This is a genomic window from Peribacillus asahii (assembly GCF_004006295.1).
Lineage (GTDB): Bacteria > Bacillota > Bacilli > Bacillales > DSM-1321 > Peribacillus > Peribacillus asahii_A.
On record NZ_CP026095.1, the window covers coordinates 2,203,818 to 2,220,207 of the forward strand.

Genomic DNA, 16,390 nt, shown 5'->3' on the forward strand with positions numbered 1-16,390 from the left:
TAAAGGGAATCATAAATGAAAATGGCATTTAAATAGAAGGATATTTTCAAGGAAACTACATAGCTTTACAACTAGAGCAAGGGTGTGAGAACGTGTCAGAGACAGATTTGTCAAAATACGAGAAGAAAATAATCATTCGCAACATACAAATTGAAGACATTGATGAAATTATAGAGTTAGGGAAAGTTTGCTTCCCTAACATGGAGCCATGGAAGCGGGAGCAATTGGTAAGTCATATTCGAATTTTCCCCGAGGGTCAATTTTGCGTGGAATATGAGGATAAGATTGTAGGGTCCTGTTCAAGTTTAATCGTCAATTTTGAAGAATATGATGACCAGCACACATGGGACGTTATCACGGACAATGGGTATATCACGAATCACGATCCCAATGGGAACAATTTATATGGGATTGAAGTGATGGTCGATCCAGGATACCGGCGTATGAAACTAGGAGCCCGGCTTTACGAGGCGCGCAAGGAACTCGCTGTTCGATTAAATCTTCAAAGTATCATTATCGGCGGACGAATCCCAAATTACCACAAACACAAGAATGAAATGACGGCTCGTGAATATGTTGCAGCAGTTGAAAAGCACAGTATTTATGACCCCGTTTTGTCCTTTCAGCTTCTACAGGGGTTTACGATTAAACGTATCAACACAAGGTATCTGCCAGATGACAAAGCATCTGCTTCTATGGCTACCTTGATGGAATGGAACAACGTCGATTATCGTCCTAAGAATAAGCGAATTTATCGCACATCGTTCCCGGTTAGAATCTGTGCGGTTCAGTACATGATGAAAAAGATTGACTCGTTTCAGGATTTTAATCGGCAAATTGAATACTATGTCGACGTCGCGGCTGATTTCGGATCTGATTTTGTTGTATTTCCGGAGATATTTACAACCCAATTATTATCATTTCTCGAAGAAAAACGACCGGATCAGGCAGTTCGACGACTGGCAACCTATACAAATCAATATATCGATCTGTTTACGGAATTTGCAGTGCGATATAACATAAACATTATTGGCGGGTCACATTTCGTTGAAGAGAATGGGGATATCTACAATGTAGGTTTTCTATTCCGTCGCGACGGCACGATAGAAAAACAGTCTAAACTTCACATAACACCAAATGAAAAAAAGTGGTGGGGCATTTCAGAAGGCAACGAAATTCATGTGTTTGATACGGATTGCGGAAAGATTGCTATCCAAATTTCTTACGACATCGAGTTTCCAGAGCTCGCAAGGATTGCTGTTGATAAGGGTGCGAACATTATTTTTGTACCTTTTTGTACAGAGGATCGTCAGGGGTACCTCCGTGTTCGCTACTGTGCTCAGGCACGTGCGATTGAGAACCAAGTATATACTTGTATTGCTGGAACCGTGGGCAACTTAACACATGTTGAGAATGTGGATATTCAGTACGCGCAATCTGGAATTTTTTCGCCTTCCGATTTTGAATTTGCAAGGGATGGAATTGTAGGAGAATGTGATGCTAACATTGATACCGTCGTTGTTGGTGACGTTGACCTTGAGAAGCTGAGACGTTCTCGAAATTCTGGTTCGTTGCGCCAATTACGCGATCGACGACGTGATTTGTATCGCATTGAATGGAATAGAATAGATTAAGTTGTTTGTAACTTTGGGTGTCAAGCATCAGGATATGGTGATTGGCACCCTTTTTGATTTCTTTCCGTCAGCAAATAGGTAAGGAAACGATTCGAGGAATGGGTCATTTATCTAAAAATGAATGTTTTAGTTGTATTGTTAATGTTCTAGAAGTGATTGTCATACATATTGCGAAAAAAGCACGCTTTGCCTAGGACTCTCAAGGACGAGTGAAGAACGGTACAGTGAAATAGGAACAACCAAATAGCGTTTTTTTCTTATTCGGAATTATCTGCAGCTTCGACCGTTTAATTATGAAGCTTGTTACAGATTTTCTAAACGAGAAAGCCCATCAGGGTGCGATAGCACCACCTTTAGGCATGGGATGAGAGTGAGGTCAAATACTTTAAATACCACGAATAAACCGAAGGTTTGTGGCACTTAAAGTATTTGGAAAACTCTCTATTTTTTGTTTTAGTCTATAAACAAAACTAATACAATTGATACATGAACAAATACAGAAGAACAAGCACAACCGTATCATTATTGAACTATCATTTTGTGTTTTGCCCTCGGTATAGAAGAAAGATTTTTCTGCAAGCAGAGGTGGAGAAACGCTTCAAAGAGTTAGTACGTGAAGTGTGTGAGGAACTGCAAATACAAATTGTCGCTCTTGAATGCGACAAAGACCATACGCATATGTTTCTCAATGCACTCCCATCATTAAGTCCTGCGGATATGATGGAAAAAATCAAAGGGGTGACTTCTAGGAAATTGCGTGAAGAGTGTCCACATCTTAGGCATTTGCCGAGTTTGTGGACACGCTCATACTTCGTTTCTACCGCAGGAAATGTATCGAGTGAAACGATAAAGCGTTATGTTGAACAACAAAAAACAAGGGGGTGAAACCATGTCGCAAATCATCACAGTCAAAGTGAAACTGCTTCCAACAAAAGAACAGGCAACTATCTTGCAGGAAATGAGCAGGGAATATATCTTCACTATCAACATACTTGTATCTGAAATGGTTAAGGAAAAGAAAAGCACTAAAAAATCAAGCAAAGACATTTCTACCAATTTGCCGAGTGCGGTCAAGAACCAAGCCATCAAGGATGCAAAAAGTGTGTTTAAGAAAGCGAAGAAGAACAAGTTCTCTGTTGTTCCTGTTCTCAAGAAACCTGTCTGCATTTGGAACAATCAGAACTATTCGTTTGACTTCTTGCATATCTCACTCCCTATCATGATCAATGGAAAAGCGAAGAAAACACCGATTCGTGCTTTGTTGATTGATAAGGAAAACCGTAATTTTGGCTTGCTGAAACATAAATTAGGAACGCTCCGCATCACGCAAAAGTCTGGAAAATGGATAGCTCAAATCTCTGTCACGATTCCAACTGTGGAAGGTACAGGTCTAAAAGTTATGGGGGTGGACTTAGGTCTTAAAGTTCCTGCTGTTGCGGTAACAGATGATGAGCGTGTCCTTTTCTTTGGTAACGGTAGACAAAACAAATACATGAAGCGGAAGTTTCGCTCTGAACGCAAAGCATTAGGCAAAAAGAAAAAGCTACATGCAATTCGTAACTCAAAAGACAAAGAACAGCGTTGGATGAAAGACCAAGACCATAAAATAAGTCGTGCTATTGTAAATTTTGCAAAAGATAATAAAATCTCTGTCATTCGCTTAGAACAACTGGCGAACATCCGACAGACGGCAAGAACGAGCCGTAAAAACGAGAAAAATTTGCATACATGGTCATTCTATCGCCTGTCTCAATTCATTGAATATAAGGCAAATTTAGCTGGCATTAAAGTTGAATATGTGAAACCTGCTTATACAAGCCAAATGTGTCCAAGATGTTCCGCTAAGAACAAGGCACAAGACCGCAAATATACATGCGAATGTGGCTTTCAGAAGCATAGGGATGTAGTGGGTGCAATGAATATTCGATATGCACCTGTGGTTGATGGTAAAAGTCAATCAGCCTAAGAACCTATATGGTCTGTCTTAGGAGGGGCAATGAGATGCCCTCATCTTGAAGGCTGTTCAAAACAGAAATGGACTGCGAACGCTTAGTCACTCAAGAATCCCACCCGTTTAACCGTAAGGTTTAGGGCTGGCGACTTTAGTCGTGGGAGTCTCAAAGGTTCTACAGAGGTTGGAAAAACATTGATGAGGGGTGCTGCTGAAACTGTAAAAAAGGTATCTCTCGAGCTAGGTGGGAATGCCCCGTTTATTGTGATGGATGATGCCAATCTACAACAAGCAGCAGCAGGCCTTGTTCAATCTAAGTTCCGAAATGCTGGTCAAACATGTATTTGTACAAATAGAGTATTTGTGCACGAAGAAGTAGCAGAAGAGTTTACTCAGCTTTTCAAAAATGAGCTGGACAAGCTTAAGGTTGGGAATGGCCTTGATCAGGGAATCGATATTGGTCCGTTAATTTTTTAACTTGGAATATATACTTTTGAAAACTTTAAAATACAAGACTGAACTAAACCCTAAAAGTTAAACACAACTAACAATTAGGGTTCAGTTCAAACTATCTGTATCAATCCATAGAGTCTTTTTCAATAGTTTTTCCATATTTAATAACTGGATCCTTTACTAGTTTATTCAACTCCAATGGTAGATGAATACTAGAACAACAGTGGCTTCTCAATTATATAGTATTCTCTATAGTTTCCTTTAATCGTTTAAGATGAATGATAAAAAAACCGCGAGTACTTGTTCTGTTTACTACTCCTTCAGAAATTAACTCGTTTAATAACTCTGTTACGGTTTCACGAATGCTTCCCATCATGCTAGCCAACTCTTGGTGTGTAACCTTTACCCCTAATTGAATCCACTCAGTTTCACCACCAGCATGCTCGTTTAAAGGTTCCCCAAATTTTTCTGATAATCTGTTTAATAAAAAAAGTAGCTTGTTTCGTACGCTCCCATATGCCATTTGCTCCATCATTTCTTCCATTTCCTTCAAACGAGTGGAGAGAATTTTTATTATCTTTAATGCAATATCTGGTTTTTCCATTATAATTTGTTCAAACTGGACCTTGTCTATTGAACAAATAACAGAATCCTCTATAGCTTTAGTGTATATAAGGTGGGACCCAGGGGCAAAAAGGCTAATTTCCCCAAATATATGTCCCGATCCTAATACATCAATCGTAAGTTCTTTTCCGTTGTTAGATATGGTGTACATACGGACTTTTCCCCATTTTATTAAATACAGTCGTTTTTGACTCTTGTTGGGAGAGGTAATTAAAGTGCCTTTCTTAGTTACAGTGATTGGAGCAATGGATTCCATTTGTTGTAGTTCTTCTATGTCCAAATCATGGAATAAATTGATTCTCGATAAGTATTTAATTTTATCCACCAAATTCCCCCCTTATACGTTAATTGGTAGGCTAGACTACAGATTACTATTACATTATCAATTATAATAATTTTAGGTGGAAAATTTTCAATTTTTTTTTAAGGAGTGTTTATTAATTGAGGATACTTTTAATTATTGCTCAGGTTATTTTAATATGTATGTTTGCATTTTCCGCAGCTATCAAATTTTTACGTAAACCAATGATGGTACATCATTGGAATGAGTATAGGTATCCTATGTGGTTTATGTTTGTTATTGCTACATTAGAATTAACAGGTGTATTAGGATTATTAGCAGCATTTTGGGTTCAAAGAATGTTGATATTTGCAGCTGTTCTTTTTGCTATTTTAATGATTGGTGCAATACATGCCCACTTATTCCGTGCAAAGCATAGCCCACTGATGGCCATTAATGCTGTGATAATGCTTCTTTTATCTATTATTCTTATTATTGCCTGAGGTGTTAATGGATAATTGGAGAAGGATAAGGAGAGGAAAATTTATTCAAAAAGAAAACTAGAGGCTGAAAGATCTTGTAGTGATTTTTGTAGTAGTATTTTTAGAATGTAATTATTAAAGGATGAGTCTTACCACTTTTTTATACAGATGAGGTAGAATAGATTGGACTAAATCGTAAAAATGAGAGACCAAGAAGAATTTACTCAGCTGGGAAAAAAGTGAGCTTTGCTGAAAGCAAACTGTTCGGATTAAGAAATTGATAACTATTAGGCAGATCTCTTTCAATTACAGTTAGGGATAACAAAGGCAACTTACGAGTTTAATTGGAATCCTTGGAGTAAATTTTATGATGAAATCCGGATTAATTATTGATTTCTATGAATTCAGTAAAAAGAAAAGGGATTATATGAATTCCACCTTATAACCCAAAATCTCTAACCTCATTTAGATACATCAAGGTGAACTGTATCATAAGTAAGAACAAATTTATTTTTAGCGAAAGTATTAAAGAACAATTCACTGTTCTTGACGCTTCTTCCAACTGGTGAATTACTTTCATTAACGGCTATTTTTTTAATGAGGTAAATCTTTTTGTTTTTGGGTTCAGTTTTGTATTTGGTAACTAAATGGAAATGCTTGTTTTTATGTAAATAAGTCGAAAATATATAAAGGTGAACAAAACCTTGTATATTTTCGACTTTTTGCTAAAGTACCAGTTTGTCAATCACATCTGTACTTGAACTGAGGCTCTGTCTGAATATAAAAAGCATTTCTTACTTGTGCACACCAATTTGCAAAGGCTGATTTCCATTCAGGAGTGTTAAAGAATTGATCTACAGTTTGAGTTTCAGAATGCCAAACTATAAACAGGTTGAGTTGGGCAATTCCTCCTGCCCAAATTCCATTATTTGTGTCAGTATCTTCTTCCCTTACTGGGGTACGGTAAGAATTCCTTCTTTTTTGAGCCACTTGAAGAAAAGCCTTTTTATCCATTTAACGCTTGCTAGGTGTCAATATTTGTACGAAAAAAGCTGTGATTAATGATTTTCACTTGACAAAGTAATTTATTTATCCTATTATATAATTTTGAAGCATATAATAGGATTCTCCTGGCCAGGGGAATCCTATTTTTTTGTTCTAAAATGAAGGAGTGTGTTTGTATGAAGAAAGATGAGTCAAGTGTAACTTCGTTAATATCAGCTTTTTATCTATTCTTCTTTGGTAAAAATGTATAGATTGTGAAATAATCACTTAAACTAAAGTCCTATTTAATGGTACTATATTATTACTAAAACGGAAATATATTCTATACACACGCTTAATTAAGGGGAAAGAAAAGTATGAATGCAAAAAAAGGATTAAAACTACAGGTTGCAATAAGTATATTGGTCATATTTTCACTGATTATTTCTATTCTAGTTAATTGGTACTCAGCTACAAATGCAATGAAAAAATCATTAACAGAAGAATATCTAGAAAACAACTACAATTACGCAAAAAAATTATCCTTAAACACCTATAATTTACTTGAAATTATGCAGCAAAATCTTAATGCAGCAGCACAGCTCGTAGGAAATAAAGGGTTTACCCAAAAAGATCTAGATACATGGAAATCTGCTAATGGTCTTGATTTTAATTCTACTTTTATTGTTGATCAAGACGGAGTTATTCAAAGAATGAGTCCTTCTATTATTCCAGCTAAGGGAGGAGTCAAGATACAAGCAGGACAAAAAATTAGCACAGATACTATGAAACTCGCTCTCTCTAAGAGAGAACCTTTTATTTCAAAACCGTATCGCGGGACTTCTGGTCGGTTAGTATTGCTCCTATCTGCTCCTATTTTTGATCAATCAGGAAACTATAAAGGTCTGATCGTTGGTACCATTTATTTAGAATCAGAAAATGTGCTTAAAAGTACGTTGAAAAACCATGGATATGATAACGGTTCTTATGTGTATGTTGTCGATCATACTGGTCGCATTATTTATCATCCTGACGCAAGCCGAATTAATGAGGTAGTGACTAACAATGCCGTTGTTGATAAAATTCGACAAGGAGAAAGTGGGAAAGCTCAAACTACAAATAGCCAAGGAATCGAATTTTTTATGGGATATGCCTTCGAAGAAAGTACAGGATGGGGAATTGTTTCTCAAACCCCTGTATCCGTACTTCAAGAGCCACTTCATAAATTATTTAAAGAGATGGCTTTTCGATCCCTTCCATTTTTAACGATCCTCTTAATCATTGCTTGGCTCTTAGTTTGCAGCCTTGTAAAACCATTAAATAATTTGGCGGAATTTTCAAAGCATGCAATCACTCAGAAGAAAGTTGTATCGATTGAAAATCTACAAATTCATTCGAGTATCTATGAGTTTCGTGAGCTTTTCTATCACATCAAAAATCACATACATTTATTAAATATGCACATTCAAATCGATGGTTTAACAGAAATCGCTAATCGGAGAACGTTTGACTCCATTATTATGGAATACGTGGAAACAAGAACTCCCTTTTCGCTTATCCTGCTAGACATTGATTGTTTTAAACTAGTAAATGATACGTACGGACATTTAATCGGGGATGACGTGTTAAAGTATTTATCTCGGATTATGGAAAGTTTTTGTGAAGAAGAGGATTTGTGCTTCCGTTATGGCGGAGAAGAGTTTGTCATTTTAATTAAACACAAAACGGAATCCGATACCTTTCATATTGCCGAACGGTTACGAATAAGGATAGCAGAAACGACTAGTCCAACTGGCAAACCGATTACAATATCATTAGGGGTTACTTCTTTACAACCAGAAGATCAACATCCAAAAACCATTATTGAAAGAGCTGATAAAGCTCTCTACCAATCCAAATCCGATGGTAGGAATAGAACAACGATTTATAAGTATGAAAATCGCACACAACCTGCTTAAACAAAAAAAAGACCTGTATCCAAAAGTTCCTTCTACTATGCTATATATTTCATTTTATGTATAACGATGTATAAACTTGTGCATTATTTTTAGAAACCCTTGCTACTGGCAGGGGTTTTTATTCGTATATCTTTTTTTGCGAAACTTTGGAGCGGTAGCGGAGAGTTTGCAAAAAAAGTATGCGCCTACGAAACGTAGTGGAGTATATGATTTTCTTGTCACTTAAAAATTATTTATTGTACTTTGCTATACTTTATTTCGTTTGGAATACTTCTTGTATGAATAAATTTGTATGATAGAATCAAGTTAAACCATCGGATTGACTACCTTTTTACAACACATGAAACTAATGGAGATGGATGGGAAATATGGTAGAAGAAATTATAGTCTTGTGTGAAGCAAGAAGAATCCAATTGGGATTGAATAAAAAAGAGTTTTGTGAACTGTTAAAGATTGATTACACAAATTATGGCAAAGCGACAAGAGGTACTTATCCAGTAACTCCTCCAACTCGATCACGAATCTATTTATTCCTGTTAGCTTCTGATAATGAAATTAAGTAATTAATGGAACGAGGTGGAGATATAGAGGAAAAAGCCGTGAGCATCCTTGCTTCAAAAATGGATAAAGCGAGGGTAGCAGGATGAAAACAGAATTATGCAAAGAAAAAGACGTGCTTTACTCCTCCCCAGGAACCCAGCACGTCACCTCACAAGCACACTTCTTGCTAAACCTCCCCATTAGTGAGAGGGCTATAAAGAAGAGTTTACAAAAAATAAATTCAATTAGTAATATTATAATCTTACACCGTGAAAATCTCAATAGAACGATATCTATTACAGCAATTAACTTAGGACTTACAGAGAAAAATACTCCTTTTTCTATTCACATGTGGGAGTACCTTAATAAAGCCGTTAAACATACACAAACTCAAGTTTTGAGTATGCAAGAGATTGCCTACCTTGCTACCAACGGATATACCTTCACGTTGACGCATACGAATAAGATCACGTTCTAATTGATAAACACCAGCCATAACGGTAATTAAGAATTGACTATAGGGATTATCTTCTGATAAATCGAGCTATGTATCCTTTAATGATTTCAGGTTTGCTTTTTTGCTTCGTATGTAATCAACTAAATCGAATAAATCTTGTGTACTTCGAGTGATTTGAGTTAAATCCGTAACATAAATATCCAATTACAAATCGTTTCTCCTTTAAAATTTCTTTAGAGGGAAGATGATTCTAATCAAACTTTTTTTAAAATCCACAAGTGTTTTAGTTGAACAAGAAATAAACAACTTTATTATCTGTTTTAATTTTAGTGATAAAACTGAACTGAATATTTTTTAATAACTTGGCTGTGTTAAATGTTAATGTTGATAGTTATAAATAATTATAGGAAACCCATATATAGGGGTTTCCTAATCCTTGTTTAACTACATAACCCATAGTTCCTTTTATATCAAATAATAATAACAAAAAAGTTATGAAATGAATGCAATACTACAACTGACCATAATGAACCTGTCTTTTTATATACAAAACCAAAAATTAATCCAAGAAGAAAAACGTATATATGACCCCATAAATCAAAAAATTCCCCGTTGTAAATCCAGATTGCATAGTGGATTACTAAAAACAAGAAAGCTGTGATAAAATTGGCTTTCCAAAAAGACATTCTTTTACTAATCTCTTGTAGAATTAATCCTCTAAACACAATCTCTTCTGTAATTCCTGCCAAAAGAAAAACATTAAGATAACTGTTCAAGGGTAATGTAAAGTTAAATGTTTGATTATTAATTACATAAACTTCTAAAGCAAATCGTAAACCAAGTAATATTGAAAGAATTACACCCAAAAATAAGCCTTTCCTTACATTAATATTCATTTTTAAGTAGTCTATTGGGTTAGTCTTTAAATAGTATTTAATGTATAACCAAGCTGGAACAATCCAGACGGAAATCTTAACTAATGCAGTCAAGAAAGCTGAAACAGCCTCACTAAATGATTGAATATACTTTACTAACCATAATTCTTTAAAAGCCCAAACAAAGTAAAATAATAAAAGGTAACATATAAATAATTTTATATTATTATTCTTTGGTTCAATTTTTATGTTTAATTTTGTTTCCATTTGCCCCACCTTTCCTTTGTCCATTTTACTATAATAATCCAATTTGTGTAGACTTCGCTTTGGAGAACTACACCTTGAATTTAGAAAGGCGTAAACTATCATAAGTATCTATCATTTCAAATATAAACGATGTTAATAATAATTCTTTGATATTGTGTCTTGTACTTTCATTACTATGACTATCTATAAACAAGAACCAAGCGAGGTAATTGTCGAGATATTTTGTAGCTATGCCTTTAAATCGGTTTATCCAATATTTCATACGAGAATGGAGACCATTAACGTTTTGGATGTGGTATAAGCCTTTGATAACGTACTTACCATCATTTGATTTAATTCTATAATGTTCTAATCCTTTTTCTTTTGCATATGTTTTATAGGCTCTCCAAGCGTCTGTTACAAGTACGTTGTCAGTTGTTAGTTTAGAGCCAATCATTCTATTAACTTTGTCTTTCACAACACGACCCATACAAGCAACTTTGGAAACGGTTGCTTTTGTACGGTCTCTAGCAACAAGAACACAAACTTGTTCGTGGCTTATACCTCTATGTTTATGTTTAGATTTTCCACCACGCTTTCGAGGTTTGCGGTCAGTAACGCCACGTTTTCCTTTTTCAGAGTATAGGAAATAGGTCTTGTCAATTTCGACGATACCTTCAAAATGCTGAAAATCCATTTGTTTGAGGGCGTTTAGCAACTTGTCTCTCCAATAGAAAAGTGTAACCCAAGTAACCCCAACAATTTCAGCGGATTTTCTTAGGGAGTAATCTTTAAACATACATTCAACAAATTTAATCCATTCGTCTCCTTTTCGGGTGCGATATAAAAATTTAATAATTGAGATATTATGGTAGAGTTATGGGGTTTTTGGCTGCCGTACTCAAATATTGAAATACCGAAAAGAGGAGATAAATAATGTTAAATTAAATAGCTTTTACAATTGATATTAAAGAAATATCCCACTTCAGAGGCCGTATTAACAGCCGGGAAAGTAAACTAGCAGAGAGTGTTATAGAGTTCTGTTCTAGCCAATGGGATCAATGGGCATGGAAAAATGCAAAAAAAATAACGGACTCCACATCTCGAAATCCATTCCAAAAAAACGTGTATCAAAGTTACGTAATCAATGTTCGTATGTATATTGAGTTGCTTTTTCATTACCAGGGACACCTCTCTGCGTATAGTGGTCCTGGCAAATGAAATGAAAGAATATAAGATCATCCAATCGATTCCCGGTATAGGAGAAAAAATCGCAGCCACGATTGTCTCTGAAATTGGTGAAATCGATGGGTTTAATCATCCGAAAAAACTGGTTGCCTTCGCTGGAGTAAATCCAAGTGTTCATTCATCGGGGAAGTTTACGGCAATCATTAATCGTATTACTAAAAGAGGTTCGAGCAGACTACGTCATTCTCTGTATCTTGCCGTACTATGCGGCATAAGAAGTTCAAGGAACAAAAAAGCTTAAAGAATTCTATGATAAGAAAAAATCAGAAGGAAAACCTGCCAAAGTGTCAATCGTTGCCTGTATTAATAAGTTGCTTCATTGGAATTACGCTTTATTAAAGAGAAAAGAAACGTTCCTAGATTTAGCCTAATTAACGGTTTTGTGAAACAGAGAAAAATCCTTCCAAAAGGGTTTTGGAGGGTTATTTGGCATAGACAAAAATAGTATATCATAAGGGGGGATTTTAGAGGAATATAGTTACATCCTGTTAGCTGGTTTAGTTCATTAAGAAACACAAAAATGATCAATCTTTTTAATAAAAAATACTCCAATTAAATATTATAAGAACATGTTTTGATTAATCTTTTCTCAAAACATGCTCTTTCTATTTATTCATATATCAAAGGTTTCTTGTATTAATTTGATCTAACACTTCTATACACCATAGAATGCCGATTAATAATATCTATATCAAATTCTGCACGAACGATAAGGTTCACTTCTATGATCCTAATGTTCCATAATCTTTAATCGTTAATTTTACATGGTAGTTAATCGGGGTCTCACTAAATGTTTGATCCCAATCCTTTTTGACTTTCTTCCATACTTTGGGGTTCTCAATTTTCAAGTAATCTCCGAAGCCAGCAACGTCCACTCGGTATTCTTTTTGCATTTTTTCTATTACATTCCCTACCAAGCGTTTCACTTCATTTTCAAAAGATTTTTCTGCTTTTTTGAGAAATTCATTTTCAAAAGCATTTCCTGAAAGCACCCAATTTTCAGAAAGTCTTCCATCTGATTCAATGTTTACATCAAAAGAGATGTTGTTTCCATTAACTCGAGGTATAATACTGCTTTTCATGGACTCTATCTCATACACAAGCAGCTGACCAGTTTCTTTATCAAAGCTTTTCACTACGCCGCCTTTTCCCTTACCTGTTATCCATGTTATGCCCTCTAGTTCTTCCTCATTCAAAAATCCAGTCATTGTGTGTGTCTTTCCATCGATCACGGCAGCTCCTGCAAATTTGACTTCCCCATTCGCTGACAGTACATTTTGCAATAGAAAACTAGATTCTGATTGGATTTTGCTCTCTACTTTAGTATACGACATAGGAGGTAAAATCCTCGTTGAACGATATGCATTTTCTACAATGCTAACCAGACGAAAGGCTGGAATTCCTCCTGCAGTCTTTGTTTCCAGTGTCTTGCTTGCCTTTCCTTTACTAATGAGCACAAGACAGCTTAGTCTAACCTCGCTGTCTCGAAGATTTTGATTAAGTAATTGTTCCAATTTATACGATTTTGCAAGATCTTCACTGATAACAACCACTTTCATATGGTAACCGGTTAGGGGTTGATCACTTCTCAATGATAATTCACGAACTATTTGATGGTTGGAATCTCCCGTTTCAGAAGCATTAACATAAGATTTTTGTTGTGGTCCGGCTTGTTTTGTTGTTGAACTTGCTACTTCTGGCGTGATAAATTGATAGGTTGCAGTAATCAGGTTTCTTTTTGAATAACCCACCCCTTGTTCGTTTAACTTTTTCTCAATGGAGGACTGCTTGCCTTTATCCAATGCCAAACCTATAACTAGACTTTGCTCTTCAATTTCATGACTGCTCCAACATCCTGTAAGGGATAAGAACAAAAGAGCCGAGATGGAAATGAAGAGAGGGCGTATATGGCTATGTGATTGTTTCATATTTTCCTCCCTTTATTCTTGAGATAATAAGCAGGAGAAGCGGGAGTAAACCAAATAAAAATAATGCGAAATTGCCGATGAAATCTCCAAATTTAAAGAGGTCATTGACATTTTTCGAAATCGTGGAAATGATATATAGAATCGGAAGCAAGCCAAACATAAATGGTTGAATGCTCTTTTTTGAAAGTTGAGCTAGCCCTAAAGAAGCTGCATAGTATGTGATGGTGAATGTGGAAAATATTTGCATAATCCAAACCACGAGCAATAAAGATTCAAACCGTTCAAAGATCAAACCGGAGACTTCAAAACTTCGTATAAGATCAAGTGTCGGCCATGTTCTCGTTACCACTCCATCAACGGATAATGCTCCGATAACCATTACGACCGTTATCACGTAAAAAATTAATGAAATGGACACTCCAACAAGCACGGCTTTTACTGCTTTTTTTGGCTGATTCATAAACGGAATAAGCAGTAACATGATTTCAGGCCCTGTAAAAGCGAGAGCCGTTGTCTTTACTCCTTTTAGTACAGGGATAACTCCTTCTCCTAATACTGGACGCAGATTATTGATCTCAAATATTTTAATGCTCATAAAGGAAACAACCAAAAAAAGGATAAGTGTCAAAGGTAATATAATTTCAAAAAGACGGGCGATTGGGTTAATGCCGCCGATAATCAGATAGAGACTCACCCACATGAAAGTCATAGTAATAGCCCATGTAGGGGTACCTTGCAGAAGTAAATACCTCATGACTTCCGCCATTGAACGGAGTTGAAACCCGGAAGTCATAAGAAAATAACAGATTATAGCTAAATTGAGTAACCCACCCACCCATTTTCCTACAATTTCATTGATGTATTGATAAAAGGTCTTTTTTGGAAACTGCTGGCCTAATTTAACCATGATCACCCCTGCGATTATGGCGATAACCCCGCCTAAAATAACGCTTATCCATACATCTGGTGTATGCGCTTTCTCCGCAGATGATCTGGGTAGGGTGAGTAATCCTGTACCAAGTATAAAGTTGATGACAATGACAGCTGCTTGAGGAGTGGTAATTTGGTCTTTCGGACTGAGAATCATTTTTTAATCACTCTTTCATCGATAGATTATCCTTTACGTATAGGATTTTTCGTATGCATCATCTTTGGCCGGCGTTTCATCATCATGAGTGGCATGCGAATCATCAGGTCTTTCCATTCACTTAAACGATAAGGAACGGCTGGACTCAAATAAGGTACACCAAAGCTTTTTAATTTCACTAAATGGCTGGCCATAAAAAGAAAAAAGAGAATGACCCCGTATAATCCAAATGTGGCAGCACATAGCATTGTGGGAAAACGAAGAATCCGTAATGTAAACCCCGTACTATATTGCGGAATGGAAAATGATGAAATAGCGGTTAACGCTACTACAATGACCAAAACAGGGCTAATGATCCCGGCCTGTACAGCAGCTTCCCCAATGATTAAACCGCCGACAATTCCCATTGCCGGACCGATTGGCTTAGGTAAGCGCAGTCCTGCTTCCCTCAAAATTTCGATGGATATTTCCATGAATAATGCTTCGATAAGTGCCGGAAACGGAACGCCGGACCTGGTTCCTATAATGGAGATGGCCAGTTTGGTCGGAATCATCCCTGAATGAAATGAGATAAAAGCTATATACAAAGACGGCGTAAAAAGAGCCAGAATAGCTGCGAGGTAACGAAGCATTCGTATGAATGTGCCAGGAATCCACCTTTCATAATAATCTTCCGGTGATTGCAACACCATGCTTAAGGTAACCGGAGCGATCAAAGCAAAGGGCGTCCCATCTAATAAGATGGCCACTCGACCTTCCATCAAAGCAGCGATCACACGATCCGGACGCTCTGTATTCTGTACCTGCGGAAAAGGACTTAGGTAATTATCTTCAATGAGTTGTTCTACATAACCTGATTCAGGCACATTATCAATATCAATTTTCTTAATTCGATTTTCTACCTCTTGAACTAGTTCGGGATCAACAATATCTTTTATGTAAGCGACAACTAAATCTTTTTTTGAACGCTTTCCTACTTGGAATTTTACTAACGATAAATTCTCAATTTCACCACTGCCCCTTAAAAAAGCTGTATTATCACTCAAAGATTCAGTGAAACCGACTCGTGGACCTCTGACTAGTGCCTCTGATACCGGCTCTTCAATCGTTCTTGTTTTAAGTTTTGTAGTTCCAAGGATTTGCGCATCCAATAATCCATCAATTATAAGAGCGGTAGAGCCTGTTAGTACTTTTGATGCTAACTCTTTAACGGAACGAACTTCTTCCACATCACTAATGGATAACACTTCATTTTTTATAAATTCTTTTGAAATGCCTTCTTTGAAGGAAGGAAGGTTCTGCTTATATTCTGCTGAAAAATCAACCATCAATGATGGCATAATATGCTTATCAATGAGGTCTTTATCCGATAGTCCGTCCACAAAAATGATAATAGACCTTATACCTGTACGCCCTAAATTAAATTCCCGAAAATGCACATCCCAATTATGTCCAATTTCTTGCTTGACCATTTCAAGGTTTAAAATGAAATTATCTGTAAACTGACCGGTTGTACCTTGGGAGGTAGATGATTCTTGTTTGTCATTGTTAGTGACTTTGCCTTTTTTATTAATCTTTGATATCCAGTCTTTCATTATCATCACTCATCCTTTGAGGTGCGAAGCCATTTAAACAATTGGCTG

Annotated in this window: 13 protein-coding genes and 5 pseudogenes; 10 read left to right on the forward strand and 8 right to left on the reverse strand. The window is 36.3% G+C overall.

Annotated features, from left to right (window positions below; translation table 11 throughout):
• The first annotated feature begins 92 nt into the window (after positions 1-92).
• From BAOM_RS10650 to BAOM_RS10665, 5 genes and pseudogenes are all read left to right on the forward strand, one after another.
• Positions 93-1,634: a carbon-nitrogen hydrolase family protein gene (locus BAOM_RS10650; RefSeq protein WP_127760268.1), complete on the forward strand. Its 1,542-nt coding sequence runs from the start codon at positions 93-95 to the stop codon at positions 1,632-1,634.
• A gap of 41 nt (positions 1,635-1,675) precedes the next feature.
• On the forward strand, positions 1,676-1,828 hold the full coding sequence (locus BAOM_RS24360; RefSeq protein ID WP_164853189.1) for a hypothetical protein: 153 nt from the start codon (positions 1,676-1,678) through the stop codon (positions 1,826-1,828).
• A 292-nt stretch (positions 1,829-2,120) separates the two neighbouring features.
• The gene (tnpA, locus tag BAOM_RS10655) at positions 2,121-2,519 is read left to right on the forward strand and encodes an IS200/IS605 family transposase (protein WP_127760269.1); all 399 of its coding nucleotides are present in this window, start codon (positions 2,121-2,123) and stop codon (positions 2,517-2,519) included.
• A gap of 4 nt (positions 2,520-2,523) precedes the next feature.
• On the forward strand, positions 2,524-3,600 hold the full coding sequence (locus tag BAOM_RS10660; RefSeq protein WP_127760270.1) for an RNA-guided endonuclease InsQ/TnpB family protein: 1,077 nt from the start codon (positions 2,524-2,526) through the stop codon (positions 3,598-3,600).
• Between the two features lie 156 nt (positions 3,601-3,756).
• A pseudogene (locus BAOM_RS10665) lies at positions 3,757-4,056 on the forward strand (aldehyde dehydrogenase family protein); the annotation flags it as partial.
• Between the two features lie 217 nt (positions 4,057-4,273).
• Here the strand turns inward: BAOM_RS10665 and BAOM_RS10670 are convergent.
• Positions 4,274-4,987, reverse strand: a complete 714-nt coding sequence (locus BAOM_RS10670; RefSeq protein WP_127760271.1) for a Crp/Fnr family transcriptional regulator — start codon at positions 4,985-4,987, stop codon at positions 4,274-4,276.
• Between the two features lie 116 nt (positions 4,988-5,103).
• Between BAOM_RS10670 and BAOM_RS10675 the strand changes: the two genes are divergently transcribed.
• On the forward strand, positions 5,104-5,445 hold the full coding sequence (locus BAOM_RS10675; RefSeq protein ID WP_127760272.1) for a DoxX family protein: 342 nt from the start codon (positions 5,104-5,106) through the stop codon (positions 5,443-5,445).
• A 720-nt stretch (positions 5,446-6,165) separates the two neighbouring features.
• On the opposite strand, the pseudogene BAOM_RS10680 reads toward BAOM_RS10675, so the two are convergent.
• Positions 6,166-6,378 (reverse strand): annotated as a pseudogene (locus BAOM_RS10680) (hypothetical protein); the annotation flags it as partial.
• A gap of 407 nt (positions 6,379-6,785) precedes the next feature.
• Between BAOM_RS10680 and BAOM_RS10685 the strand changes: the two are divergent.
• From BAOM_RS10685 to BAOM_RS24365, 3 genes are all read left to right on the forward strand, one after another.
• Positions 6,786-8,366, forward strand: a complete 1,581-nt coding sequence (locus BAOM_RS10685; RefSeq protein ID WP_127760273.1) for a sensor domain-containing diguanylate cyclase — start codon at positions 6,786-6,788, stop codon at positions 8,364-8,366.
• Positions 8,367-8,725: 359 nt separating this feature from the next.
• Positions 8,726-8,929, forward strand: coding sequence for a hypothetical protein (locus BAOM_RS10690; protein WP_127760274.1), 204 nt, complete (start codon positions 8,726-8,728; stop codon positions 8,927-8,929).
• Between the two features lie 80 nt (positions 8,930-9,009).
• Complete coding sequence (locus BAOM_RS24365; RefSeq protein ID WP_164853190.1) at positions 9,010-9,384, forward strand: hypothetical protein; 375 nt, start codon at positions 9,010-9,012, stop codon at positions 9,382-9,384.
• Here the strand turns inward: BAOM_RS24365 and BAOM_RS10695 are convergent.
• From BAOM_RS10695 to BAOM_RS10705, 3 genes and pseudogenes are all read right to left on the reverse strand, one after another.
• Positions 9,322-9,561, reverse strand: a pseudogene (locus BAOM_RS10695) (recombinase family protein); the annotation flags it as partial. The gene BAOM_RS24365 and the pseudogene BAOM_RS10695 sit on opposite strands and share 63 nt — an antisense overlap.
• A gap of 272 nt (positions 9,562-9,833) precedes the next feature.
• Positions 9,834-10,505, reverse strand: coding sequence for a CPBP family intramembrane glutamic endopeptidase (locus BAOM_RS10700; RefSeq protein ID WP_127760275.1), 672 nt, complete (start codon positions 10,503-10,505; stop codon positions 9,834-9,836).
• Positions 10,506-10,572: 67 nt separating this feature from the next.
• Positions 10,573-11,331 (reverse strand): annotated as a pseudogene (locus BAOM_RS10705) (IS1595 family transposase); the annotation flags it as partial.
• A 114-nt stretch (positions 11,332-11,445) separates the two neighbouring features.
• On the opposite strand from BAOM_RS10705, the pseudogene BAOM_RS10710 reads away from it, so the two are divergent.
• Positions 11,446-12,103, forward strand: a pseudogene (locus BAOM_RS10710) (transposase); the annotation flags it as partial.
• Between the two features lie 351 nt (positions 12,104-12,454).
• Here the strand turns inward: BAOM_RS10710 and BAOM_RS10715 are convergent.
• The 3 genes from BAOM_RS10715 to BAOM_RS10725 are packed head-to-tail and all read right to left on the reverse strand — an operon-like array spanning position 12,455 to position 16,342.
• Positions 12,455-13,660, reverse strand: coding sequence for a Ger(x)C family spore germination protein (locus BAOM_RS10715; RefSeq protein WP_127760276.1), 1,206 nt, complete (start codon positions 13,658-13,660; stop codon positions 12,455-12,457).
• Entirely contained in the window at positions 13,644-14,747 is a 1,104-nt protein-coding gene (locus tag BAOM_RS10720) for a spore germination protein (RefSeq protein ID WP_127760277.1), read from the reverse strand. Before BAOM_RS10720 ends, BAOM_RS10715 begins: the two co-directional genes overlap by 17 nt.
• A gap of 26 nt (positions 14,748-14,773) precedes the next feature.
• Positions 14,774-16,342 carry a spore germination protein gene (locus tag BAOM_RS10725; protein WP_373995326.1) on the reverse strand — a complete coding sequence of 523 codons (1,569 nt, stop codon included), beginning with the start codon at positions 16,340-16,342 and terminating at the stop codon, positions 14,774-14,776.
• Between the last annotated feature and the right edge of the window lie 48 nt (positions 16,343-16,390).

Coding starts and splice junctions, on each gene's coding strand:
- tnpA (WP_127760269.1), top strand. CDS start 2,121: ATGAACAAATACAGAAGAACAAGCACAACCGTATCATTATTGAACTAT.
- BAOM_RS10685 (WP_127760273.1), top strand. CDS start 6,786: ATGAATGCAAAAAAAGGATTAAAACTACAGGTTGCAATAAGTATATTG.
- BAOM_RS10720 (WP_127760277.1), bottom strand. CDS start 14,747: ATGATTCTCAGTCCGAAAGACCAAATTACCACTCCTCAAGCAGCTGTC.
- BAOM_RS10725 (WP_373995326.1), bottom strand. CDS start 16,342: ATGAAAGACTGGATATCAAAGATTAATAAAAAAGGCAAAGTCACTAAC.
- BAOM_RS10660 (WP_127760270.1), top strand. CDS start 2,524: ATGTCGCAAATCATCACAGTCAAAGTGAAACTGCTTCCAACAAAAGAA.
- BAOM_RS10715 (WP_127760276.1), bottom strand. CDS start 13,660: ATGAAACAATCACATAGCCATATACGCCCTCTCTTCATTTCCATCTCG.
- BAOM_RS10700 (WP_127760275.1), bottom strand. CDS start 10,505: ATGGAAACAAAATTAAACATAAAAATTGAACCAAAGAATAATAATATA.
- BAOM_RS24365 (WP_164853190.1), top strand. CDS start 9,010: ATGAAAACAGAATTATGCAAAGAAAAAGACGTGCTTTACTCCTCCCCA.
- BAOM_RS10690 (WP_127760274.1), top strand. CDS start 8,726: ATGGGAAATATGGTAGAAGAAATTATAGTCTTGTGTGAAGCAAGAAGA.